This is a genomic window from Wolbachia endosymbiont (group A) of Anoplius nigerrimus (assembly GCF_947251795.1).
Classification (GTDB): domain Bacteria; phylum Pseudomonadota; class Alphaproteobacteria; order Rickettsiales; family Anaplasmataceae; genus Wolbachia.
On sequence record NZ_OX366385.1, the window covers coordinates 1,290,550 to 1,312,440 of the forward strand.

Consider the following 21,891-nt stretch of genomic DNA (forward strand, 5'->3'; position numbering starts at 1 on the left):
GCACTTTGAAGTTACTCTGTAACCATTTACACTTAATTCTGCAATTCTTTGATCTCACTCATAGCTGTACGAACATTCGTTTTTGAAGACAGCAAATGGTGTCATTCCAGTCTGGAATGGCTTTGTTGCATCGCACCTTATGCGGTAGTAATTTACGATAAATTCATGTAGCCATTTCGAATTTAGCCATACCAATGTCAGTAAATTGATTAAGCAAATAGCACTTAATGAGTAGTTCTTTTCCACGATTTACTTCGGACTTATTCCTAAAGCTGAATCCAAATATTTGCTTTAATCTTGAGAAAAACCCTTCAATGTGAGCTCTCTTTCCATAATTTACTTCTTCTTTCCACTTTTTTATGCAATCATATGACTTTATTAGTCTAACAGCAGCATTTCTATCATCCATGTAATCCAATTTTTGGTGCTCTGTTGCGTTGTTTTTCGGAAGAACTTTTGTCTTTATACCAAACTTGTTACATAATTCGTAAAGCTTATGCCTGTCATATGCTCTATCCGCATATAATACCTTTACAGCATGAACTTCTTCTAACAAATCGCAAGCTCCATAGTGATCTGAATAAACTCCGCTGCTGTATTTTGCAGCTATGGCTTTTTTGCTGTTTATATTCAACATTACGTGTAGTTTCTTTACTTGTTCATAGCTGCGATACTTTCTATTTTCGCTATTTTCCTTGCTGTGGCCAGGAGTGTTGTTATAAATGCTGATGCTTGTGCTATCTATAGCAATTTCGATATCTTCCATATTATCTTTATCAATTCTGCAATCATTTATCTTAATATTAAGTTTCTTAAACCTTCTTGAAGCCTGAGAATAGCTGATAACTTGCAAATTTTTCCCAATTTGCTCAAGGTATCCTGCTATAAATCCAACTGTTTGCCTCAAACCTATTCTGAATAGATGGGTTATTATATGTATCAAAATCACCACTTTATTGCTGTAAATATTGTTGCCACCCTGCATTTTTGGCCCAATTTCATACCAATTTTCTATGGCTTCGTTGATATAACGAAAAATATTTCCTCTTTTTTCTAGAAATTTGTTATATTCGTTTTGGTTACTGACTCTCATTTTTTGTGGCATATTTTTTCTTCAACAGTTGAATGGCTATTTTATAATGAATTTTGTCAGTAACTGCCAGATTTTTTCGGTTGCTATGCAACAAAGCCGTCTGGAATCCAGAAAAGTTTGCTTATAAGCAAGCAAACTTATTTGGTGAGTATAAAATTCTACGTCACACCTCCACGGCATCTCTAGATCCCGCTAACAAGCAGCGGGATGACGGTTGTCAGGCCAGCGCCCATAAGTGTTGAAAGTGCTATAAGTGGCATTATATAAGGTGGTTAATGGCATAAATTTCAATGATAATAAAATAAATCAAAAAAGCGCCTTTTTGCCTGTGGTTAGAAGGTTTAAGCGAATTTTTGACGTGGTTTATCTGCTTTCCCAACAACGAAGGTTGATATCAAGAGGAGATTTACATACCATTAATCACCTTGTGTGACTGCACTTTCAACACTTATGCGGTATGACGGTTAAGCAATTCGTCATCCCGCAGCGGGATCTCTTGTTAGCGGATGAGATACCGCGAATAAATCGCGGTATGACGGTTAAGTACGTGTTAGCGGCTAAGAGATACCGCGGCAGCATGACGGTCTGCGGCGGTAGACGGTTAAGCAATTCGTCATCCCGCAGCGGGATCTCTTGTTAGCGGATGAGATACCGCGAATAAATCGCGGTATGACGGTTAAGTACGTGTTAGCGGCTAAGAGATACCGCGGCAGCATGACGGTCTGCGGCGGTAGACGGTTAAGCAATTCGTCATCCCGCAGCGGGATCTCTTGTTAGCGGATGAGATACCGCGAATAAATCGCGGTATGACGGTTAAGTACGTGTTAGCGGCTAAGAGATACCGCGGCAGCATGACGGTCTGCGGCGGTATGACGGTTAAGCAATTCGTCATCCCGCAGCGGGATCTCTTGTTAGTGGATGAGATACCGCGAATAAATCGCGGTATGACGGTTAAGTACGTGTTAGCGGCTAAGAGATACCACAGCGGCATGACGTAGAGCTTGCATTAGCTATAAGATTAGCTAACATTCTGCACATCCATAAAAAACAAACCTTCTTTTTCATCTTGAACGCTAATAATAGCGTGAGTGTTAAGAGGTAAAGGGTCATTTGTATGTCCATGACCTACCCCTTTCATTGTAAATACAGGAAAGTTTACACTTTTTGCAAACCTTTCTTTTACAACTTCAACAAGATTATCATTATAACAGTTAACGAAATCCCCAAAGATTACTGCATGCACTCTATCAAAAATGTGAGCTTGTTTTAGGTGATCTAAACTGCGCTCTATTGCGTATGGGTAAACTCTTATGTCCTCTAAAAATAGAATTTTACCTTTCGCATTTATTTGCCAAGCGGTTCCTATACTATTTTCAACTAAAGTCATATTACCACCGATGATTTTAGACTCTAATCTGTCATCTTTTAGTCTAATGCCATTATTTATCGTCTTTAGGTTATCAAATCTGATAGAATTCCGCTTGTTAAGAATTAACTCTTTCAATTTTTCAACAGAGCTTTCAGAAACGGAGTTATTTACTATCATTTCCAACATGGTGCCGTGAAGAGTTTGCCAATTATATTTAGCTTGTAGATAGATGTGCAAGGCAGTTATATCGCTATAGCCTATGAGGATTTTTTTGTTTTGAGCAATCCTTTCTTTTTTATCATTGGGTAACTTTTCTAGATAGGGAATTAACCGAGAAGCCCCTTCTCCTCCTCTGATACACCAAATTATTTTACTATCATCAGTTAATGCACTAACCAAATCATTTGCTCTGAATTCATCAGAGTTAGAGTAGAATAGATTATCATTACTATATATTTTCTCCGAAATATGGGGATTAAAATCCAAAGCTTCTACATATTCTTTTATAGTAGTCAAATCTGATTCTTTTCCCTTGGAGGAAGGAGCAATAATATCAACTTGGTCGATTGCATGAATACCTGTGTTAACACATAAAGTGAAAATAAAATATAAAAGGTAAATGATCATTAAAATATCTTATAAAACTCTTTTTTTAGTATATCATCCAATTCAGAGAGTGGAACCTTCACTTCTAGTTCTTCCATTGATGTGACGCCATAACCTTGCAGTCCACAAGGAATAATACCCTTATAGTGAGAGAGGTCTGGAAAGACGTTAAGCGCTATGCCATGATAAGTTACCCATTTTCTTAAACGGATACCAAAAGCTGCAATTTTTTTTTCTACTCCATTGTTATTCACCCAAACACCTATTCTATCCTCTTTAAATTCTCCAAGTATATTAAATTGCTTTAAAACATTTATTATCCACTTACTTAGGTCTCTAATATATAGCTTTATGTCGCATTTATTTCTTTTTTTAAGGTTTAACATTAAATATATAACACGTTGTCCTGGCCCATGATATGTGTATTTGCCACCCCTGCCTGTTTTATATATAGGAAATAGTTTTTCAACAATATCATCATCTGTTGCACTGATTCCTGCAGTATAAAGTGGAGGGTGCTGGAGTAGCCATACCAATTCGTCTGCTGAATTATTGTGAATTTGTTGAATTTTCTCTTCCATAGATTTTACAGCACAATTATAATCAATAAGCTGATTAGATATTAGCCATTCTGTCATGTTCAATTTCTTTTCTTTTTAGTATAGCAGTGCATTCTTTTCCTGTCATCCAAGTGCTCTCTTCTTGTCATTCCAGTGCCCCCTATGATGTCATCCCAGTGCGTGACACTGGGATGGCTTTGTTGCATCGCACCTTATGCGGTAGTAATTTACGATAAATTCATGTAGCCATTTCGAATTTAGCCATACCAATGTCAGTAAATTGATTAAGCAAATAGCACTTAATGAGTAGTTCTTTTCCACGATTTACTTCGGACTTATTCCTAAAGCTGAATCCAAATATTTGCTTTAATCTTGAGAAAAACCCTTCAATGTGAGCTCTCTTTCCATAATTTACTTCTTCTTTCCACTTTTTTATGCAATCATATGACTTTATTAGTCTAACAGCAGCATTTCTATCATCCATGTAATCCAATTTTTGGTGCTCTGTTGCGTTGTTTTTCGGAAGAACTTTTGTCTTTATACCAAACTTGTTACATAATTCGTAAAGCTTATGCCTGTCATATGCTCTATCCGCATATAATACCTTTACAGCATGAACTTCTTCTAACAAATCGCAAGCTCCATAGTGATCTGAATAAACTCCGCTGCTGTATTTTGCAGCTATGGCTTTTTTGCTGTTTATATTCAACATTACGTGTAGTTTCTTTACTTGTTCATAGCTGCGATACTTTCTATTTTCGCTATTTTCCTTGCTGTGGCCAGGAGTGTTGTTATAAATGCTGATGCTTGTGCTATCTATAGCAATTTCGATATCTTCCATATTATCTTTATCAATTCTGCAATCATTTATCTTAATATTAAGTTTCTTAAACCTTCTTGAAGCCTGAGAATAGCTGATAACTTGCAAATTTTTCCCAATTTGCTCAAGGTATCCTGCTATAAATCCAACTGTTTGCCTCAAACCTATTCTGAATAGATGGGTTATTATATGTATCAAAATCACCACTTTATTGCTGTAAATATTGTTGCCACCCTGCATTTTTGGCCCAATTTCATACCAATTTTCTATGGCTTCGTTGATATAACGAAAAATATTTCCTCTTTTTTCTAGAAATTTGTTATATTCGTTTTGGTTACTGACTCTCATTTTTTGTGGCATATTTTTTCTTCAACAGTTGAATGGCTATTTTATAATGAATTTTGTCAGTAACTGCCAGATTTTTTCGGTTGCTATGCAACAAAGCCCACTGGGATCTATGTCTTAGTTTAACTACAGAATCTAAAACACTTTTAACTTTTAAACATCTTTCATGAGGCACATATGAATTTCAACATCTTTCAAAGAAAAAAAAGCGCAGTATTTACTAAATATTCTGCTTTGCAACTAATGATGGAACCAAGTTGGAGTAAGCGTGATTATGTAAGTTTTGCTGAGAGCATGTCTTCAAACTGAAGAATGAGCTAATTTGTGAAGCATAATAGTGATCATATTAAAGAAGATATAGTTTTTTGAGGTGAGAGGAGAATGCTCGTAATCTTTACTCATGCGCCTAAAATTGGAAAGCCAGGCAAAAGTTCTTTCAACAATCCAACGTTTGGGAATAACTTGAAATCCTGTATCAACTATTTTCTTGGCAATCGTTAATAAACATCCCGTTTCCAATAAGCATCTGTTTTGTAATTTACCTATGTACCCTTGATCAGCAAAAAACTTACGTAAAGTTGGAACTTTGCATTTAGCTTGGGCAAAAAGATTTAGAGCACTATCACGATCTTGAATACTTGCACTCTGTACTTCAGCAGCAATTACAAGACCCACAGTATCTACAATAATATGGCGTTTTCTGCCCTTTATTTTTTTGCCAGCATCATATCCTCTGGATCCCCTTTTTGAGTAGTTTTCACTGACTGGCTATCAATTATACCTACTGATGGAGTCTTATTTTTACCAATCATCTCTCTTACTTTTTTAACTAGAAAATCATGAATTTCTTGCCATATTCCACTTTTTTTCAAGCGCGAATTACAACTATATACGGTTTTCCATGGTGGAAAATCTTTAGGCAGTTGTCTCCATTGACATCCTGTTCTCATCATATAGCGGATTGCATTAATAATTGTTCTAATACTATGTTTTCTTGGTCTGCCGGTCTTTTTAGGTTCAAAATATGGCTCTATTGTCTTCCATTCTTTGTCACTTATATCGCTTGGGTACATCTTAAAATGTACCTTATACCATACTTCTTAACTTCTTTCTACTCAGTTTGAAGACATGCTCTGAGGAAGGTTACATAAAAAATGTTATTGCCTTTCGAGCAATTAATATGATTGCAAGTGCTGCATCTTCGGTACCTTTTACTCTCTGCCAGCTTACTGAACAGGGAAAATCGCAACTAAAAGCCCATCCATTACTGAAATTACTTTATTCTCCTAACCCAATGACATCAAAATCGGAATTTATTGAGGGGATTGTAACTTATCGGTTAGTTAACGGCAATTCTTATATATTGATGGTTGAGTCGCAGAACAATAGAAAACCACCAACAGAGCTTTATCTTCTGCGCCCTGATAGGGTTGAAATTGTTCCGGGGAGAAATAACGTTCCTTATATCTATCGTTATACCATAAATAACAACGGTTATGACTTTAAAGTTGATAAACTAACCGGACGTTCAGCAGTGTTGCACCTAAAGACCTTTAACCCTTTGAATGATTGGTATGGGTTATCACCAATTGAGGCAGCTGCATACAGTATAGATCAGCATAATCAGGCGGGTGCTTGGAATCAAGCGATGTTGCAAAATGGGGCAAGACCAAGTGGTGCAATAGTTGTAAAATCAGCAAAGGACGGGAGTGGTGGAAGTTTAAGTCAAGAGCAGTACCAACGCTTAAAAGAGCAAATAAATGATCATTATTCAGGCTCTGTCAATGCTGGAAGACCGATATTGCTTGAAGGAGGCTTGGAGTGGAAAGAAATGAGCTTATCACCAAGGGATATGGATTTTATTGAGTCCAAACATAGTTCAGCTCGTGATATTGCCCTGGCTTTTGGCGTCCCGCCGCAGTTGCTTGGCATACCAGGTGATAACACTTATAGCAATTTAGTCGAAGCACGCTTATCCCTCTGGGAACAGACGGTTTTACCAACGCTAGGCTCTGTGGACAAAAAATATGAAAAGAGAGAAAAAGATGGTAGTTTAGCCTAATAGGTAAAAAATGGAGAAACTACCATATGCAATATTACATCAAAGAGGAAAATTGGAAACAAATTTTAGAGTTCATAAAAAGCGTAAAAGGAATGCACAGCAAAGATGAAAAACGTTTAAGAATATTCATAGAGGCAGTGTGGTACATAGTGCGAAGTGGTTGCCAATGGAGACTTTTACCAAAAACTTATGGTAATTACAGGAGTATACATAAGCGATTTAAAAGATGGTGTGAAAGAGATGTCTGGAAAAAATTGCTTGAATATACTAAACAAGAGCCTGATTTAGAAGTTGCTATAATCGACGGTACGATCATCCGAGCCCATCCATGTTCATCTGGATATACAAAAAACTCCAAGGATCAAGAAGCTTTAGGGAGGAGCAAAGGTGGCTTTACAACTAAAATACATGCGCTTGTCGATGCACTTGGAAATCCACTTAAATTTACTCTGACTCCTGGTCAAAGAAATGAAATTACGCAGGCACAAGTGTTGACCGAAAGTATCTATAACTCTACTGTAGTAGCTGACAAGGGCTACGATAGCAATGCCTTTGTTACAAGTCTTGAAGACAAGGGATGTACAGTAGTTATTCCGCCAAAACGGAATCGAAAAGTGCAAAGGTATTACGATGAGCATATCTACAAAGAACGTCATTTGATTGAGTGTTTTTTTGGTAAAATTAAAAATTTTAGGCGCATTTTTTCCAGATTTGATAAAACTGCTGAGGTTTTTATGGGTTTTCTCAATTTTGTTGGAGCTCTTGTATGGCTTCTCTAAAATTTTGTCCACAGAGCCTAGAATATTCAAAATATCAGTTGCACAATAAACCCGATCTCTCTTTCCTTGAGAAGTTTGTGAAACGATGCCTAAATCTTCAAGCTTTACGATTGCTCTTTGGGCTGTTGTAAATACGACACCTAAGTTTTCAACCACTTTCCTTATAGTAAAGTAAGGGTTTACAGCGAGATACCTTACAATACCACTTGCAACTCCTTCAGTTTTAGAACTAACTTCAGTTTGCCAATTTGCAATCAAAATGTTAATTCGTTCTGCTCTTGACAATGCATCCAATGATTGCAGTACTACACCATTTAAGAAATAAGAGAACCAATCATGCCACGTGCCTCTGTTGCTTATATTGTAAAGTTGGTCATAATACTCACTTCTTGTAGCTTCAAAAAATGCACTTAAGTATAACAGAGGTGATGGTAATAATCTTCTTTCGATCAGAAGTAATGTTATTAATAAACGTCCAATACGTCCATTACCGTCCAAGAATGGGTGAATCGCTTCAAATTGATAATGACATAGAGCTATATGTATAAGTGGGGGTAATGTTCTATCATGTAGAAACTTTTCAAAAGAGCGCAAGCAACTTATCAATTCATTTGGTGCTGGCGGGACATATTTTGCCGTATTTATTGTACACCCTGGACTTCCAATCCAGTTTTGTACTAGACGAAATTCCCCTGGCCTTGCACTTTGCATCAGCCTCCCGTGAATTTCCTTAATTAATCGGAGCGACACTGGAAGGGACTGTAAACGTTTTAGTCCATAATCGAGCGCTGATATATAATTGCGTACTTCTTGTAAATCATCGGGATTGCGATCTACATTAGCACCTGCTTCTTGAGCCAAAATTTCACCAAGAGTTGCTTGAGTTCCCTCGATTCTACTTGAAAGAACTGCTTCACGTGCTATAAAGGGTCGTATGAGAAGATGAGGGTTAGGCAATTTAGCTCCTTCCCTGGATAACATACCCAAAATATGATCTGCTCTGGAAAGACTATTAACTAAATCATTGTCCCATTCAAATTTTGGTGGCAAGGGAAATGCCTGATAACCAGCGAATGCTCTAACAACTTTACCCGGAGGTGATTCTTTAATATCCATTCATTCAACCCAGCACACAATGTTCATAGTATATGTATTATTTTCAAATAAAGTCAAAAATGAAAATAAGGCTTTATCTTATCATTCAACCCAGCACACAATGTTCATAGTATATGTATTATTTTCAAATAAAGTCAAAAACGAAAATAAGGCTTTATCTTGTTTGCGTGTATGAAAATAAGAAACTCTCTTATTATTGATTTTGCTCAAAAACGAAAATAGAAGAAGCTGCTGAACTTTATATATCCTGTTTTTCTGGAGAGCTGCTATAAAACTTCTGAGTGAAGTCACTTAATTTTTACACATCTATTGTAGAGTAAGAAGAGCCGAATTTGGGACAAAAATGCTAGCTGATGCTTGGACTTTACTGACACTTACACTACTTGAAACTATACTTAGTGTAGACAATTTAATCTTTATTTCTCTAGCAATAGATAAGGTACCAAATGCGCTGAGAGAAAGAGTGCGCCTTATTGGCCTTGGATTAGCGCTATTAATGCGTTTTGTAATACTATTTTTTACATCATCTATATTGTCAATGCAAAAACCTATATTTCACACTGCATCGCTAAATATTTCAGCAAGGGATTTACTTATGATTGCAGGGGGATTATTCCTTATTGTTAAAAGCTCTATGGAGTTACGAGATGACATCTTTGTATGTAAGAAAAATAAAAAGAAAGCAAACGTTAAATCAAAATTTTTTTTAGTTGTGCTACAAATTATATTAATAGATTTAGTTTTTTCGGTTGATTCGATATTAACTGCTATAGCACTAACTTATAACATGGTAATAATTGCTACAGCATTTACATTTTCCATGCTAGCAATGCTGTTTTTATCAAGTTATACCGCCCAGTTAATCAAATCTAATCCAGGTTTAAAAGTAATTGCTATCTTATTTATTTTACTTGTCGGTGTGTACCTCATACTTCATGGATTTCATATAGAATTACCAAAAGGATATTTGTATTCTTCATTTATGTTTGCACTGTTTGTGGAAGTTATAAGCAAAATAAAGAAAACGTAGTGTGTACTCACTCAAGCGAGATTTTTCTGTGGATTTAAGGTAATAAGAGGAAGTAGTAATGTTTTCTTTAATTAAGTTTAGTATGCCTTCTATTTGATCCATTATTGCCTACATTTTCTGCAATAATAGTTCTTTATGTCTTTTTTGTGTTACTTTCAACACCTATGCATACCGCTGCGGTATCTCTTAGCCGCTAACACGTAGCGGGATGACGAATTTGTCGTTTATCAAATCGTCGGTAAGCCTAAAGCTATAGCCATTAAGCACGATAAAGAAAATCATTTATAATCGCTATAGCAACTAGTGTAGACACTTGACGTTCCTTGTGATTTGATAAATAGAGGTTTTTATCTGACTTCACAACAAGGGCTTCTGGATGACATTGAAAGTAAATATTACCGTGCTTATCTTCAATTGCCTCTATTACCCCATCACTGGAAAATGCTGCAACTTTATATCCAAGTAACTCCAATTTTCTTCTATTTTCTGGTGTATTACTTATTGCCCCTGAATGAGCATCTGGAAAATATGTTGAAAACCAGCCATTTTCATTAGGTATTAAGAATTTAGCTACTAATTCCGCTAAACGACTGTTTGGAATGATCTTTATCTGCTGGAGAGGTGCATAATCTTTATGTGGATCAGGTGCTGATTCTAAATGAGATCTTTGCTTCTCTTCATCACTCACAAGATCTGCCACACTCACTACTTCAATTCCCTTTGCATTCATTATGCCTTGCAAACCACCACATATGCCAAGTAAATGAATTGCAGGGTTATCATCAACTATTTTTACAATTGCTTCAGTAACAAGCTGGCGATAAGGGGTGGGGGGAAAAGGTTCTGAGTGTAAATTATAATAGTTCCCAGGAATAAATATTCTATTTATTTTGTGCTCTTTAATAAACTTTGCAACTTCAACTTTTATTCGGTCTAATGTCAGCTTCTTTGCCAATGTTTCATCTTGTTTTGCGAGATTAAGTGACTCTGTCTGAATTTTTTTAAGGCTAGTTATCTTATTATAATCAATCAGTATAGTCTTAACCCCAAAGTTATTAAACATCTCGTAAATATTTTGAGATAGCCCAAACTCATGTGGGTATGTCTCTTCTTCCGTTTTCAACAAACCAACAACCACGTCATTATTTACTGTATTTTCTACTGTCAAGACAGTTGACGCTGGTTCTTCTTTTCTGGTTACATGTTGAGATGCCGGTTTTTCGCTAACGTCAGCATAAGTAATATTGCTTAATAATAGAACTATAATTAATAAGATATTAAATATTCTACTATAACATTTATACATATAGTTTACCTTCTCAACACTTATATCAATATCGTAACATATTATAGAACGTTTTACAACAAAAAGGTAAGTTTGGTAAGAAAGAGAAGTGGCCTGAGCAGGAATCGAACCAGCGACACAAGGATTTTCAGTCCTTTGCTCTACCAACTGAGCTATCAGGCCAACTGTATACTTTCATTTTTAGATAAAAAATGTTATTATGTCTATCAAAAGTTTTTAAAGTAGTTTATATAAAAATAAAGGATGAACATTAATAACAGAATAGGAATCTACCCTGGCACATTTGACCCTATAACTTTTGGGCATATTGACATAATCAAAAGAGCGTGTAAACTAGTCGATAAATTAATAATAGGAGTTGCAGAAAACGTTAATAAGCATATTGCCTTTGACACAAAGCTACGCACAAGCATGGCTGAAAGTGAAATCAAAGGGCTAGGAATTGATGCAGATGTTATATCTTTTAATGGGTTGCTAGTGAAGTTTGCCAAAGAGCAGAATGCTTCTGTTATTATTAGAGGATTAAGAGCAGTATCGGATTTTGATTACGAGTTTCAAATGAGTTGGGTAAATTATAAACTTCTTCCCGAAATCGAAACCATATTTCTTCCCGCTTCTGAAGATACTCAATTTATCTCATCAAGTTTTGTAAAGGAAATAGCAAGATTAGGAGAAGATGTTAGCAAATTTGTATCAAAAGGCGTTCAAAACGAATTGATTAACCTGAATAGGGTAAAAAATGGAAAATAGTGCTTGTTGTTTTTTATTTCTGAATGGGTATATTCAATATATAAAATGTTATAAGCTAAAGGAGCAGCATGTCAAAAGTGAGGGTTAATAATAGAAAAGTTTGTTGTCATGGTGGTGAGAATGATGAGGGTTCTGGCCATCCATTAATATATTTAGATATGGGAGAAGAAGAGGAAATAGCCTGCCCTTATTGTGAAAAGACGTTTGTCCATGACTGTACTGTAGAAGCGGTTGGGGAGCTGACTAGGGATGACCTCTAATGGCACTTTATTTCTTCTGCAGACTTAGCTTATGTAAATAGCAATAAGAGGGGCAGTAAAAATGAAGCTGTCCATACGGTCGAGCACTCCTCCATGGCCAGGTATCATACTTCCACTATCTTTAACACCGTAAGCTCTTTTAACAAGCGACTCAGTGAAATCGCCAAGTTGCGCTAGAATAGCAATTGCAAGGCCAATGATTGGAGAATAAAAAATTGAAAATAGACCAAAAAATATTGATCCAAAAATTGTGCACACTACTCCAGCTAAAATCGCACCAAGAAGTCCTGTCCAAGTTTTTCCAGGGCTAAGAATTGGGCAAATTTTAGCTCCACCAAAATTCTTACCAAATAGGTAGGCAGTAATGTCAATTCCCCAAATGGTTAAGACGAACCATACTAATACGTATTTTCCCTGTGATAGATTATATAAATATATTAATGAGGCGCTTGGTAGTGCAATCAATAATAATGCAAAAACGTATAAAATTTTGTTTCCTTGGGTTAGATTATACCATTCAAAAGAAGATAAAACTGCTATTGAAAAAATCAATAGGTAAAACGATAAATCACTGAAATATGTAGCAAAAGAAAATATGAATAATATTACTATTGAGGACAATATTCTAATTATAAAATTATTATCTACCATATTTTTTCTCTCTTTTTGTATAATCTTCTAATGCTTTACTCAAATCTTGACAAGAAAAATCAGGCCATAAAGTATCACAAAAATACAATTCAGCATAAGCTGCTTGCCATAATAAAAAGTTGCTTAACCTTTTTTCGCCGCCAGTGCGAATTAATAAATCCAATTTTGGCAGATCTTTAGTATACAGAAATTTTTCAAATTCCTCTTCTGATACATAAGCAATATTTTCTTTTATAATATTGCTTATAGCTTGTGTAATTTCTTGCTTTGCTCCGTAACTGACTGCCACAGTGAGTAATAAACCATCGTTCTTATGTGTCATTTCTTCTGCTTTTTTAATTTGATCCAATATTTTACTGGATAACAGACTTAAATTGCCAATAAAATTCAACTTAATGTTACAGTTGCAAATAAAATTGACTTTATCTTCATTAGTTAAAACGGAGTAAAATAAATCAAATAGACAGTCAGTTTCGTTTTTGGGTCTAAGCCAATTCTCCATAGAAAATGCATACAAAGTTAAGTAGGGTATGGTTAGGTCTGTGCAATACTTGGCAATATCGTATGCAACTTCACTGCCCTTTTTATAACCATCAATTTTTACCCTTCCTTGATTGTTCGCCCATCTACCATTACCATCCATAATAATTGCTAAATGTTTTGGTAAAGATTCTTGATTCAACATTTAAAGTTCACCTAAACTACTTGATATCATTCCAGTACTTGACATATAACTGTACAAACATTGTGATTTGGGACACTTGAAAGGTGTCGTCCCAGTAGCCCTTTTTCCTGTCATCCCAGTGCGTGACACTGGGATCTAAGTATAAAAATATTTGCAAATTATGCAATGAACAACAGATTCTTGGGGCATATAATGTCCATGATGAAAATAAGGTAGATCCCAGTGTCACGCACTGGGATGACAGGAAAGAGGGAAATGGATAACAGATTCTTAGAGCATATAATGTCCATGATGAAAATAAGGTAGATCCCAGTGTCACGCACTGGGATGACAGGGAAAAAAGGCACTTGGATGACAAAAAAGAGGGCACTGGAATGACATCATTTACTGTATAATACTGTGCAATATTGCAACGTTCGTACGGTTGTGTGCCTGCTACCTCCATGGCACCCTTGCATGTAATTTTTTCTTTTTCACTACTGAAGGTTTCTTTCATATTACCTTAGTGATGCAATATATCCTTTTCTTTGATGGACAATTCACCATCAATCTTTTTTATATTATCATCAGTAATATTTTGTATTTCCTTCTTGGCACCATGAAAATCATCTTCTGAGATTTCCTTGTTTCCCTTCATTTTCTCTATTTCTTCCATAACATCTCTGCGTATATTTCTGATGGCAATCCGCGCATTTTCAGCAAACTGATGCAATAATTTCACTAATTTTTCACGGGTTTCTTGTGTTAAGTCTGGAAGAGCTATACGTATGGTATTACCCTCAACAACAGGATTTAAATTCAAGTTGGCATTTAATATAGCATTTTTCACTTCACCTACAACATTAATATCCCAAACTTTAATTGATAGGGTTTTGTTATCTATAACCGAAACGCCTGCAACCTGATTTAACTTTTGATGTCCACCATAGATATTTACAACTATACCATCAAGCAACGATGCGCTAGCTCTACCAGTGCGTACGCCTTTAATATCATCATGAAAGGACTGAATAGTTTTTAGCATTCTTTCTTTTGTTTTAGCTTTTATTTCATTTAACATAAATTACCTACTGTTTACAATCTGAAACTATAGTATAAGTACCTTGACCCTTAATAATATTGACTATTTTTTCTCCCTTCAAAGAAAAAACTATAATTGGAATAGAATTTTCACGAGCAAGTGAAATTGCTGATGCATCCATAACTTTTAAATCACGAGTCAACAAATCCGTGTAAGAAAGCTTATCATACATTACAGCATCCTCATTTTTTTTCGGATCAGCGGAGTATACACCACTTACTTGCGTACCCTTTAGAATAACATCACAATTCATTTCAACAGCACGTAAGGCTGCAGCTGTATCTGTAGTAAAAAATGGGTTGCCTGTGCCTGCTGCAAAAATTACTACTCTACCTTTTTCTAAATGACGAATAGCTTTCCTTCTTATGTAAGGTTCGCATACAGTAGCCATGGGTATTGCAGATAATACCCTAGAAGCTATTAAATTTTTTTCTAAAAAGTTTTGTAAAATTAAAGCATTGATTATAGTTGCAAGCATTCCAATATAATCACTACTTGCTCTTTCACAGCCACTTAAAGACGCAGATGTGCCACGAAAGATATTACCACCACCAACAACAATACATACCTGAACTCCAAGCCTGTTAATATCAGCTATATCTTTGCATAATTGGCTTATTATTCCCATATCATAGCCAAAAGACTGTGACCCCATTAAAGCTTCACCAGAGATTTTAAATAACACTCTGGAATATTTTATTTCGCTTTTTTCATTTGTTGAGGGAAACATTTTTTACCATTTAGTTTGCACCACCCAAAACAAGTAACTTGTAATTAGAGAGTTTAACAGCACTCACCTCGCTTGATTTTATAAAATCAGAAACCTTCATTTTATCATCTTTTATGAACTTTTGTTCCAGTAAAACAACTTCTTCATAGTACTTAGCCATTCGTCCATCTACTATTTTTTTTGCTACTTCTTCAGGTTTATTTAAGCTCCTTACTTGTTCTTCAATTATAGAACGTTCATTTTTCAACTTCATTTGATCTAAATCATCTATAGACAAAGCTTCAGGCTTCATAGCAACTATGTGCATCGCTATTTGTTTTCCAATTTCCTGTAACTTTGCCTTATCACCGGGTGATTGCAATGCAATTAAAGCACCAATCTTACCTAAGCCACACACATCACCATGTACGTAGCCAGCAATAACTCCATCCTTAGCTTCTAAGTAACAAAGCTTGCTCAACTCTAACTTTTCACCAAGAACAGACGTACCATTCATAATAGCTTCCTGCACTGTGCCAATGCTTTCATACTTGGCATTTTTTAACTCATCAACGCTAGTACAGCGTTCTTGATGAGCAATTGATGCTAAATTTGAAACTAACTCTATAAACTTCTCGTTCCTTGCAACAAAATCTGTTTCGCAATTGAGTTCAACCAATGCACCATAATTTTCAGTCAAACACATAGCAACGAGCCCATCTGAAGCTACTCTATCAGATTTTTTGTCAGCTTTAGCAAGACCTATTGTACGCAACTTATCAACGGCTTTCTTGATGTCACCATCACATTCTTCTAATGCTTTTTTACAGTCACTTAAGCCAAGCCCTGTCCTATCACGTAATTCCCTTATATTATCTGGATTCATCTTCATTTGTTACTACCTCCCTTTCTTCTTCTTTGTAAACTTTACTACGTTTCCTTTTAGTTTGCACAATACCATCTTCTTTTTCTTGAATAAACTCATCACCTTTTATATTATCAATCTTAACTCCAGATCTTGCTAGACTAGACTCTATTCCAGCTAATATAGAGTCGGTAGCTAATTTACAATAGAGCTCTATTGATTTTCTTGAGTCATCATTTCCAGGTATTAGATAAGTAATATCATCTGGATCAGAATTAGTATCAAGTATTGCAACTATTGGAATTCCTAACTTTTTAGCCTCCTTAACCGCAATATGCTCTTTATTAGTGTCAATGATGAATAAGATATCAGGAATTGCTCCCATTTCTCTAATACCACCAAGCGCCTTGTCAAGCTTTTGCTTTTTCTTTTCAATGTTCCCCAATTCTTTCTTTGTTAAAATGCTATCCTCGTCATTTAATATTTTCTCATATTGCATCAAGGTTTTTATCGAAGAAGAAACAGTGCCCCAATTAGTAAGCATACCACCAAGCCATCGATAATTCACATAATATTGACCACAACGAATCGCTTCACTTGCAATAATATCAAAAGCTTGAAATTTTGTACCAACAAATAGAATGCGACCACCTTGAAATGCAACGTCATATAAAGCCTTCATGGCCACCTGTAGCAATGGTAGTGTTTTTCGCAGGTCAATTATATGTATACGATTTTCTTGATGCACCCCATATATGTATGGAGCCATTTTTGCGTTCCAGCGACTAATTTTGTGACCAAAATGTACACCAGATTCGGCTAAATCACGCACAGTGACTTCAGGCAAATTTGTCATATATCATTCCTCCAAATAGTTTGTCTTCCATGGCATAACCCTAATGGGACTACTTGTACAAGCCATGTGTGAAATTAAATTATTTACATAGTAATAGAAAAGACAGCAAAGCGCAAACAAAAAATATTGACAAAGGGCAACATGTTTATTAGCTTTAAAGTCGAAGCCCGAAAACGCTAAAAAGAAATTAGGGGGGTGTAGCTCAGTTGGTTAGAGCGCATGCCTGTCACGCATGAGGTCGTGAGTTCAAGTCTCATCACTCCCGCCATACTGGTTTTAGCATAATCTAAAATCCGCAACCGGTATTTAGAAACATTTTCACCAGACTTGACATGGCATGGTATTGTAATTAATACTTAAATAGGTTTGTTTTTATCATTAACAATTAGGATTAAATATGCTCATTTCTGAAGTTTTTGCAGCAGATGCAACTAGCAATGTATCAAGTATCGGCGCATCTTTTGCTAGTTTTATTCCATTGATTTTAATATCTGCAGTAATTTATTTTCTCATTATTCGCCCACAACAAAAAAAACTAAAAGAACATAGAAAGATGATAGATCAAATAAAACGTGGTGATACAGTCATTACTTCTGGCGGGATAATAGGTGAAGTTAATAAAGTTGATGAGGCAAATGCACAATTTATAATAGAAATAGCACCAAAAGTTGAGGTGAAAGTCCTAAAGTCCTCTATATCTGAAGTTTTAAACAAAGAAACTCAAAAAGTGGCAGCTAAACCAATTGAAAAAGGCAAAATTGAAAAGAGTGATAAAAAGAATAAAAATCAACCACCAGAGGAAAGTAAAAAGGGAAAAGATGATAAAGGCAAAAATGCTGCATAACTTTAAAAGAAAGTTCATTTGGTGATCCATTTGTGTGTGGAATATTTGGTGTAGTAAGTAGCGGTGATTCAGTAATACCAACTTTACTAACTGGGTTGCAAAAATTGGAATATAGGGGATATGATTCCTCAGGTATAGCAATCATAAATAACGAAGGCGAGATAGAAGTCAAAAAATCAGAAGGTAAAGTTAAAAGATTGTATGAAGTTGTTGATGAAAGCAAGATGTCTCACAGTACAGTTGGTATAGCACATACTCGCTGGGCTACACATGGAGTTCCAGGCCTTAAAAATGCTCACCCCATTCGTACAAATAATGTTGTTGTTGCTCATAACGGCATAATTGAGAATTACAATCTGCTAAAAAAGGGCCTAGAAGAAAGGGGAATGTCATTCCATACTGACACTGACACAGAGATCATACCAAACATGCTAACCTTATATCTTGATGAAGGATTGTCGCCAGTTGATTCTCTATTTAAGTGTTTAAACAACTTACATGGCTCATTTGCCTTGGTCTTATTATTTGCAGAATATCCAGACGCCTTATTTGTTGCGAAGAGAAATTTGCCTTTAGCAATAGGCTATAACTGTAACACAGTGTTTGCTGCATCTGACTCTAATGCTTTAAGTGCATTTGTGGAAAGAATATCGTATTTGGAAGATGGTGACATTGCAGTGATAAAATCTAGTGGAGTTAGTATATACAACAATGGTACACAAGTTAAACGCAGTATAGAAAATAGTAGTCTAAGTGATTTTCTAATTAGCAAAAATGGGTATCCTAGCTTCATGTTAAAAGAGATTTTTGAGCAACCGCGTGCATTAAACAAAACAATAAATCAATTTTACAAGCAATATAAAGAGGTCAACAAAAAATTGTTTTCTGAGCTGAGTTACATTACTATAGTTGGATGTGGGTCATCTTATTTTGCTGGGCTAATAGCAAAGTATTGGCTGGAAAGTGTCGCTCAAGTTCGAGTATATCTAGAAATCTCATCAGAATTTAGGTATAGCAACGTCAAACTAGAAGAAGGCAGCATTGGGTTGTTCATCTCTCAATCTGGCGAAACTGCAGATACCATAGAAGCGCTACGTTATGCGAAATCACAGAAGCAAACAATCATTAGTATAACTAACACATTTAACAGCAGCATTGAAAAGATCTCAGATATTGTGTTACATACTCTTGCTGGGCCAGAAATTGGTGTTGCTTCAACAAAAACCTTTTCTGCGCAACTTGCAACTTTAGCATGCTTTGCCGTGGAGCTTGGAAAAATAAAAGGTATACTGGGTGGAGAGAGAATAAAACAGCTAAGCAGTGCTATCAATTCTATACCCGAGTATGTTGAGCATGTTTTAAATGTGATGAAAATACAACATGTATCAGGCAGTATATTAGAACACAATAACGTTATTTTAATTGGCAGAGGAAGTTCATACGGAGTTGCAATGGAAGGCGCATTAAAGATAAAAGAGCTTTCATACATCAATACAATTGGTATTGCAGCGGGAGAAATGAAGCATGGTTCTATTGCTTTAATAGACTCTACTGTGCTCGTTATAGCAATTATCCCTTATGATGATTTATTCTTTAAAACGCTATCTAATATACAAGAGATTATTGCAAGAAAAGGCAAAGTAATTGCCTTCAGTGATAAGCAAGGAGCGCCATTCCTCAGGGGAGTTTGTGCAGATGTGGTGCAACTTCCAGACACTGATAATTTTATCTCTCCAATTATCTACAGTGTTGCTATGCAATTCCTTGCTTACTTTACTGCAGCAAAAAAAGGGTTAGATGCCGATTGTCCAAGAAATTTAGCTAAGTCTGTCACGGTTGAGTAGTCCATTTAAAGTTAAAGCTAGACTTCTAATTAAGGTACTCAATGGCGTCAACTTAAGGAAAAATGTCTGCGGTTGTGTGTAAAATTTCTCTCTAAATTTTTTCGCATTAAATTATCTAAAGAGTGAAGAAAAAACGCTGTTGTTTCTGTAAAAAAGTTTAAAATGTGTCTTTTTTAGGTGAAACATGCAAAAAGGGAAAAATCTTATTTTACAAATTAAAAATACAATATACTCGAAAACTTTTCAGAAGATCCATTGTGTTGAGTTTTACACGAACAAGAAAACTTCCTTTTTCGACAGTTCCTGCATAACCATATGACGAGCTTTTCTTGGGAATAGAAACGAAAAAACTTCCTTGACAAACTTCGCCAGTCCTCTTATCATGATAGTGAAGCTATTTATTTATCTTCGCAATCTGTGCAGGTTAATGACAAAAAACTTAGGGTATTTGGCGTCTCATGTTTAATTTTTCGCACTACGTGCGTCGCATGTCTTTAAAAATTTTTAGGTTTTTACCTATATAAGCCGAAACGCGCTTACAAAGCGTTTAAGACAGCAAAAAACGTCAAATTGACAAGGGAGAATTTGAATACTAGCTACTCTGGGTTTTCTTTGCCTTTTTTCCTGCTTAGTAAATTTCTTAAACACTTGCGGTGTAGGTTAGTTGCAAGTTAAAAGCAGCTAAATCGCTCTTAATCAAGCGTTTTAGAATAAAAAAAACGCCGATATTTTAGTACATAGTAAATAGCCAACCACCATGGGGCTTCTTTTGCCTTTTTTTTTATTTGGTAAATTTCTTAATGTTTATAGCTAAACGACAATCGTCATCCCGCTACGTGTTAGCGGGATCTATGCTTTGAGATACCGCGGCGGTATGACGGTTAAGTAGGGTGTCATCCGAGTAGCTGACACTGGGATCTAGAAAAAAAGAAGCTGGATCCAAGTAGTCTGGGCACTGGGATGACAGGAGAGGGAGGCTACTGGGATGACAAGAAAGGAGCACTGCCATTATAGAGCAAACCAGTGTCAGCTACTCGGATGACAGGAAAAGAAGGCTACTTGGATGACATCATAGGGGCGCTGGCCTGACAACCGTCATCCCGCTACGTGTTAGCGGGATCTATGCTTTGAGATACCGCGGCGGTATGATGGTTCGCGGCGGCATCTCGTCATCCCGCTACGTGTTAGCGGGATCTAGAGATACCGTGATGGTTGACGGTCTGCGGCAGTATGACGTAGGACTGCTGTCATTCCAGTCTGGAATCCAGCTTCTATGCAACCTCATCAAAAACATTCATTTAGTATAAGACCAGCTACTTTCCATGCTAGGCTCTGTGGACAAAAAATATGAAAAGAGAGAAAAAGATGGTAGTTTAGCCTAATAGGTAAAAAATGGAGAAACTACCATATGCAATATTACATCAAAGAGGAAAATTGGAAACAAATTTTAGAGTTCATAAAAAGCGTAAAAGGAATGCACAGCAAAGATGAAAAACGTTTAAGAATATTCATAGAGGCAGTGTGGTACATAGTGCGAAGTGGTTGCCAATGGAGACTTTTACCAAAAACTTATGGTAATTACAGGAGTATACATAAGCGATTTAAAAGATGGTGTGAAAGAGATGTCTGGAAAAAATTGCTTGAATATACTAAACAAGAGCCTGATTTAGAAGTTGCTATAATCGACGGTACGATCATCCGAGCCCATCCATGTTCATCTGGATATACAAAAAACTCCAAGGATCAAGAAGCTTTAGGGAGGAGCAAAGGTGGCTTTACAACTAAAATACATGCGCTTGTCGATGCACTTGGAAATCCACTTAAATTTACTCTGACTCCTGGTCAAAGAAATGAAATTACGCAGGCACAAGTGTTGACCGAAAGTATCTATAACTCTACTGTAGTAGCTGACAAGGGCTACGATAGCAATGCCTTTGTTACAAGTCTTGAAGACAAGGGATGTACAGTAGTTATTCCGCCAAAACGGAATCGAAAAGTGCAAAGGTATTACGATGAGCATATCTACAAAGAACGTCATTTGATTGAGTGTTTTTTTGGTAAAATTAAAAATTTTAGGCGCATTTTTTCCAGATTTGATAAAACTGCTGAGGTTTTTATGGGTTTTCTCAATTTTGTTGGAGCTCTTGTATGGCTTCTCTAAAATTTTGTCCACAGAGCCTAGCTCTTTTATTATCCTTTCTGCCCATACCATACACGCAAGATGCAGTGGCGTATATTTGCTAATTCCTTCAGTAGCATT

24 protein-coding genes, 2 tRNA genes and 2 pseudogenes are annotated in these 21,891 nt (G+C 36.1%); 13 read left to right on the top strand and 15 right to left on the bottom strand.

The genetic code is table 11. The annotated features are described in order from the left end of the window. Window positions 1–163 precede the first annotated feature (163 nt). Window positions 164–1,105: an IS5 family transposase gene (locus OPR26_RS06960; protein ID WP_265015625.1), complete on the bottom strand. Its 942-nt coding sequence runs from the start codon at window positions 1,103–1,105 to the stop codon at window positions 164–166. A gap of 794 nt (window positions 1,106–1,899) precedes the next feature. On the opposite strand from OPR26_RS06960, the gene OPR26_RS06965 reads away from it, so the two are divergent. Then, window positions 1,900–2,091, top strand: a complete 192-nt coding sequence (locus tag OPR26_RS06965) for a hypothetical protein (RefSeq protein WP_265015844.1) — start codon at window positions 1,900–1,902, stop codon at window positions 2,089–2,091. A 20-nt stretch (window positions 2,092–2,111) separates the two neighbouring features. On the opposite strand, the gene OPR26_RS06970 is transcribed toward OPR26_RS06965, so the two are convergent. From OPR26_RS06970 to OPR26_RS06980, 3 genes are all read right to left on the bottom strand, one after another. Next, on the bottom strand, window positions 2,112–3,089 hold the full coding sequence (locus OPR26_RS06970; RefSeq protein WP_265015845.1) for an LD-carboxypeptidase: 978 nt from the start codon (window positions 3,087–3,089) through the stop codon (window positions 2,112–2,114). Beyond that, window positions 3,089–3,706, bottom strand: coding sequence for a lipoyl(octanoyl) transferase LipB (lipB, locus tag OPR26_RS06975; RefSeq protein WP_265016308.1), 618 nt, complete (start codon window positions 3,704–3,706; stop codon window positions 3,089–3,091). The genes OPR26_RS06970 and lipB overlap by 1 nt, the downstream gene beginning before the upstream one ends. Window positions 3,707–3,866: 160 nt before the next feature. Beyond that, window positions 3,867–4,808 (bottom strand): IS5 family transposase, encoded by a 942-nt coding sequence (locus OPR26_RS06980; RefSeq protein WP_265015625.1) that lies wholly within the window; start codon window positions 4,806–4,808, stop codon window positions 3,867–3,869. Between the two features lie 162 nt (window positions 4,809–4,970). Between OPR26_RS06980 and OPR26_RS06985 the strand changes: the two genes are divergently transcribed. Then, a complete protein-coding gene (locus OPR26_RS06985) occupies window positions 4,971–5,102 on the top strand; it encodes a hypothetical protein (protein WP_265015846.1) in 132 nt (43 codons plus the stop codon). Here the strand turns inward: OPR26_RS06985 and OPR26_RS06990 are convergent. Further along, window positions 5,094–5,504: a transposase gene (locus OPR26_RS06990; RefSeq protein ID WP_320157296.1), complete on the bottom strand. Its 411-nt coding sequence runs from the start codon at window positions 5,502–5,504 to the stop codon at window positions 5,094–5,096. The two genes, OPR26_RS06985 and OPR26_RS06990, sit on opposite strands and share 9 nt — an antisense overlap. After that, window positions 5,501–5,866, bottom strand: coding sequence for a transposase (locus OPR26_RS06995; protein WP_264731180.1), 366 nt, complete (start codon window positions 5,864–5,866; stop codon window positions 5,501–5,503). Before OPR26_RS06995 ends, OPR26_RS06990 begins: the two co-directional genes overlap by 4 nt. Window positions 5,867–5,925: 59 nt before the next feature. Here OPR26_RS06995 and OPR26_RS07000 point away from each other — a divergent pair. From OPR26_RS07000 to OPR26_RS07010, 3 genes and pseudogenes are all read left to right on the top strand, one after another. Then, window positions 5,926–6,810 (top strand): annotated as a pseudogene (locus tag OPR26_RS07000) (phage portal protein); the annotation flags it as partial. Between the two features lie 71 nt (window positions 6,811–6,881). Further along, on the top strand, window positions 6,882–7,634 hold the full coding sequence (locus tag OPR26_RS07005; RefSeq protein ID WP_264702259.1) for an IS5 family transposase: 753 nt from the start codon (window positions 6,882–6,884) through the stop codon (window positions 7,632–7,634). After that, entirely contained in the window at window positions 7,622–7,765 is a 144-nt protein-coding gene (locus OPR26_RS07010; RefSeq protein ID WP_265016316.1) for a hypothetical protein, read from the top strand. Before OPR26_RS07005 ends, OPR26_RS07010 begins: the two co-directional genes overlap by 13 nt. Before the next feature lie 379 nt (window positions 7,766–8,144). On the opposite strand, the pseudogene OPR26_RS07015 reads toward OPR26_RS07010, so the two are convergent. Continuing rightward, a pseudogene (locus OPR26_RS07015) lies at window positions 8,145–8,750 on the bottom strand (Fic family protein); the annotation flags it as partial. Window positions 8,751–9,093: 343 nt separating this feature from the next. On the opposite strand from OPR26_RS07015, the gene OPR26_RS07020 reads away from it, so the two are divergent. Further along, window positions 9,094–9,780 carry a TerC family protein gene (locus tag OPR26_RS07020; protein WP_265015847.1) on the top strand — a complete coding sequence of 229 codons (687 nt, stop codon included), beginning with the start codon at window positions 9,094–9,096 and terminating at the stop codon, window positions 9,778–9,780. 259 nt (window positions 9,781–10,039) lie between these two features. Here the strand turns inward: OPR26_RS07020 and OPR26_RS07025 are convergent, their stop codons facing one another. Both OPR26_RS07025 and OPR26_RS07030 read right to left on the bottom strand, forming a co-directional pair. Then, window positions 10,040–11,086 carry a glutamine amidotransferase-related protein gene (locus OPR26_RS07025; protein ID WP_265015848.1) on the bottom strand — a complete coding sequence of 349 codons (1,047 nt, stop codon included), beginning with the start codon at window positions 11,084–11,086 and terminating at the stop codon, window positions 10,040–10,042. Window positions 11,087–11,175: 89 nt separating this feature from the next. Next, window positions 11,176–11,248: transfer RNA gene (locus OPR26_RS07030), tRNA-Phe, on the bottom strand. A gap of 81 nt (window positions 11,249–11,329) precedes the next feature. On the opposite strand from OPR26_RS07030, the gene coaD reads away from it, so the two are divergent. Beyond that, a complete protein-coding gene (gene coaD, locus OPR26_RS07035) occupies window positions 11,330–11,836 on the top strand; it encodes a pantetheine-phosphate adenylyltransferase (RefSeq protein WP_253302556.1) in 507 nt (168 codons plus the stop codon). A 68-nt stretch (window positions 11,837–11,904) separates the two neighbouring features. Continuing rightward, window positions 11,905–12,096, top strand: coding sequence for a zinc-finger domain-containing protein (locus OPR26_RS07040; protein ID WP_265015849.1), 192 nt, complete (start codon window positions 11,905–11,907; stop codon window positions 12,094–12,096). Between the two features lie 24 nt (window positions 12,097–12,120). Here the strand turns inward: OPR26_RS07040 and OPR26_RS07045 are convergent, their stop codons facing one another. The 6 genes from OPR26_RS07045 to rpsB all read right to left on the bottom strand — a co-directional run bounded on the left by OPR26_RS07045 (window position 12,121) and on the right by rpsB (window position 16,943). Continuing rightward, the gene (locus OPR26_RS07045) at window positions 12,121–12,747 is read right to left on the bottom strand and encodes a phosphatidate cytidylyltransferase (protein ID WP_265015850.1); all 627 of its coding nucleotides are present in this window, start codon (window positions 12,745–12,747) and stop codon (window positions 12,121–12,123) included. Next, on the bottom strand, window positions 12,737–13,432 hold the full coding sequence (gene uppS / locus OPR26_RS07050; RefSeq protein WP_174515980.1) for a polyprenyl diphosphate synthase: 696 nt from the start codon (window positions 13,430–13,432) through the stop codon (window positions 12,737–12,739). The genes OPR26_RS07045 and uppS overlap by 11 nt, the downstream gene beginning before the upstream one ends. Before the next feature lie 502 nt (window positions 13,433–13,934). Further along, on the bottom strand, window positions 13,935–14,492 hold the full coding sequence (gene frr, locus OPR26_RS07055) for a ribosome recycling factor (protein WP_253302552.1): 558 nt from the start codon (window positions 14,490–14,492) through the stop codon (window positions 13,935–13,937). 7 nt (window positions 14,493–14,499) lie between these two features. Then, window positions 14,500–15,243, bottom strand: coding sequence for a UMP kinase (pyrH, locus tag OPR26_RS07060; protein WP_265015851.1), 744 nt, complete (start codon window positions 15,241–15,243; stop codon window positions 14,500–14,502). 10 nt (window positions 15,244–15,253) lie between these two features. After that, a complete protein-coding gene (gene tsf, locus OPR26_RS07065) occupies window positions 15,254–16,114 on the bottom strand; it encodes a translation elongation factor Ts (RefSeq protein WP_265015852.1) in 861 nt (286 codons plus the stop codon). Beyond that, complete coding sequence (gene rpsB, locus OPR26_RS07070; RefSeq protein ID WP_265015853.1) at window positions 16,095–16,943, bottom strand: 30S ribosomal protein S2; 849 nt, start codon at window positions 16,941–16,943, stop codon at window positions 16,095–16,097. Before rpsB ends, tsf begins: the two co-directional genes overlap by 20 nt. 191 nt (window positions 16,944–17,134) lie before the next feature. Here rpsB and OPR26_RS07075 point away from each other — a divergent pair. The 5 genes from OPR26_RS07075 to OPR26_RS07095 all read left to right on the top strand — a co-directional run bounded on the left by OPR26_RS07075 (window position 17,135) and on the right by OPR26_RS07095 (window position 21,875). Then, window positions 17,135–17,211 (top strand) — tRNA-Asp (locus tag OPR26_RS07075). Between the two features lie 129 nt (window positions 17,212–17,340). After that, window positions 17,341–17,787, top strand: a complete 447-nt coding sequence (gene yajC / locus OPR26_RS07080) for a preprotein translocase subunit YajC (protein ID WP_265015854.1) — start codon at window positions 17,341–17,343, stop codon at window positions 17,785–17,787. 32 nt (window positions 17,788–17,819) lie between these two features. Continuing rightward, window positions 17,820–19,631 (top strand): glutamine--fructose-6-phosphate transaminase (isomerizing), encoded by a 1,812-nt coding sequence (gene glmS, locus OPR26_RS07085; RefSeq protein WP_265015855.1) that lies wholly within the window; start codon window positions 17,820–17,822, stop codon window positions 19,629–19,631. Between the two features lie 1,408 nt (window positions 19,632–21,039). Further along, the gene (locus tag OPR26_RS07090; protein ID WP_264702259.1) at window positions 21,040–21,792 is read left to right on the top strand and encodes an IS5 family transposase; all 753 of its coding nucleotides are present in this window, start codon (window positions 21,040–21,042) and stop codon (window positions 21,790–21,792) included. Next, window positions 21,780–21,875: a DUF692 domain-containing protein gene (locus tag OPR26_RS07095; protein WP_265015856.1), complete on the top strand. Its 96-nt coding sequence runs from the start codon at window positions 21,780–21,782 to the stop codon at window positions 21,873–21,875. Before OPR26_RS07090 ends, OPR26_RS07095 begins: the two co-directional genes overlap by 13 nt. Window positions 21,876–21,891: the final 16 nt, after the last annotated feature.

Excerpts from the sequence above, each read along its gene's own strand:
- tsf (WP_265015852.1), bottom strand. The coding sequence starts at position 16,114 with ATGAAGATGAATCCAGATAATATAAGGGAATTACGTGATAGGACAGGG.
- OPR26_RS07020 (WP_265015847.1), top strand. The coding sequence starts at position 9,094 with ATGCTAGCTGATGCTTGGACTTTACTGACACTTACACTACTTGAAACT.
- OPR26_RS07025 (WP_265015848.1), bottom strand. The coding sequence starts at position 11,086 with ATGTATAAATGTTATAGTAGAATATTTAATATCTTATTAATTATAGTT.
- OPR26_RS06980 (WP_265015625.1), bottom strand. The coding sequence starts at position 4,808 with ATGCCACAAAAAATGAGAGTCAGTAACCAAAACGAATATAACAAATTT.
- lipB (WP_265016308.1), bottom strand. The coding sequence starts at position 3,706 with ATGACAGAATGGCTAATATCTAATCAGCTTATTGATTATAATTGTGCT.
- OPR26_RS06965 (WP_265015844.1), top strand. The coding sequence starts at position 1,900 with ATGACGGTTAAGTACGTGTTAGCGGCTAAGAGATACCGCGGCAGCATG.
- OPR26_RS06995 (WP_264731180.1), bottom strand. The coding sequence starts at position 5,866 with ATGTACCCAAGCGATATAAGTGACAAAGAATGGAAGACAATAGAGCCA.
- pyrH (WP_265015851.1), bottom strand. The coding sequence starts at position 15,243 with ATGTTTCCCTCAACAAATGAAAAAAGCGAAATAAAATATTCCAGAGTG.
- rpsB (WP_265015853.1), bottom strand. The coding sequence starts at position 16,943 with ATGACAAATTTGCCTGAAGTCACTGTGCGTGATTTAGCCGAATCTGGT.
- OPR26_RS07010 (WP_265016316.1), top strand. The coding sequence starts at position 7,622 with ATGGCTTCTCTAAAATTTTGTCCACAGAGCCTAGAATATTCAAAATAT.
- frr (WP_253302552.1), bottom strand. The coding sequence starts at position 14,492 with ATGTTAAATGAAATAAAAGCTAAAACAAAAGAAAGAATGCTAAAAACT.
- OPR26_RS07040 (WP_265015849.1), top strand. The coding sequence starts at position 11,905 with ATGTCAAAAGTGAGGGTTAATAATAGAAAAGTTTGTTGTCATGGTGGT.
- coaD (WP_253302556.1), top strand. The coding sequence starts at position 11,330 with ATGAACATTAATAACAGAATAGGAATCTACCCTGGCACATTTGACCCT.
- OPR26_RS06970 (WP_265015845.1), bottom strand. The coding sequence starts at position 3,089 with ATGATCATTTACCTTTTATATTTTATTTTCACTTTATGTGTTAACACA.
- OPR26_RS06985 (WP_265015846.1), top strand. The coding sequence starts at position 4,971 with ATGAATTTCAACATCTTTCAAAGAAAAAAAAGCGCAGTATTTACTAAA.
- OPR26_RS07045 (WP_265015850.1), bottom strand. The coding sequence starts at position 12,747 with ATGGTAGATAATAATTTTATAATTAGAATATTGTCCTCAATAGTAATA.
- OPR26_RS07005 (WP_264702259.1), top strand. The coding sequence starts at position 6,882 with ATGCAATATTACATCAAAGAGGAAAATTGGAAACAAATTTTAGAGTTC.
- yajC (WP_265015854.1), top strand. The coding sequence starts at position 17,341 with ATGCTCATTTCTGAAGTTTTTGCAGCAGATGCAACTAGCAATGTATCA.
- uppS (WP_174515980.1), bottom strand. The coding sequence starts at position 13,432 with ATGTTGAATCAAGAATCTTTACCAAAACATTTAGCAATTATTATGGAT.
- OPR26_RS07090 (WP_264702259.1), top strand. The coding sequence starts at position 21,040 with ATGCAATATTACATCAAAGAGGAAAATTGGAAACAAATTTTAGAGTTC.
- OPR26_RS07095 (WP_265015856.1), top strand. The coding sequence starts at position 21,780 with ATGGCTTCTCTAAAATTTTGTCCACAGAGCCTAGCTCTTTTATTATCC.
- OPR26_RS06960 (WP_265015625.1), bottom strand. The coding sequence starts at position 1,105 with ATGCCACAAAAAATGAGAGTCAGTAACCAAAACGAATATAACAAATTT.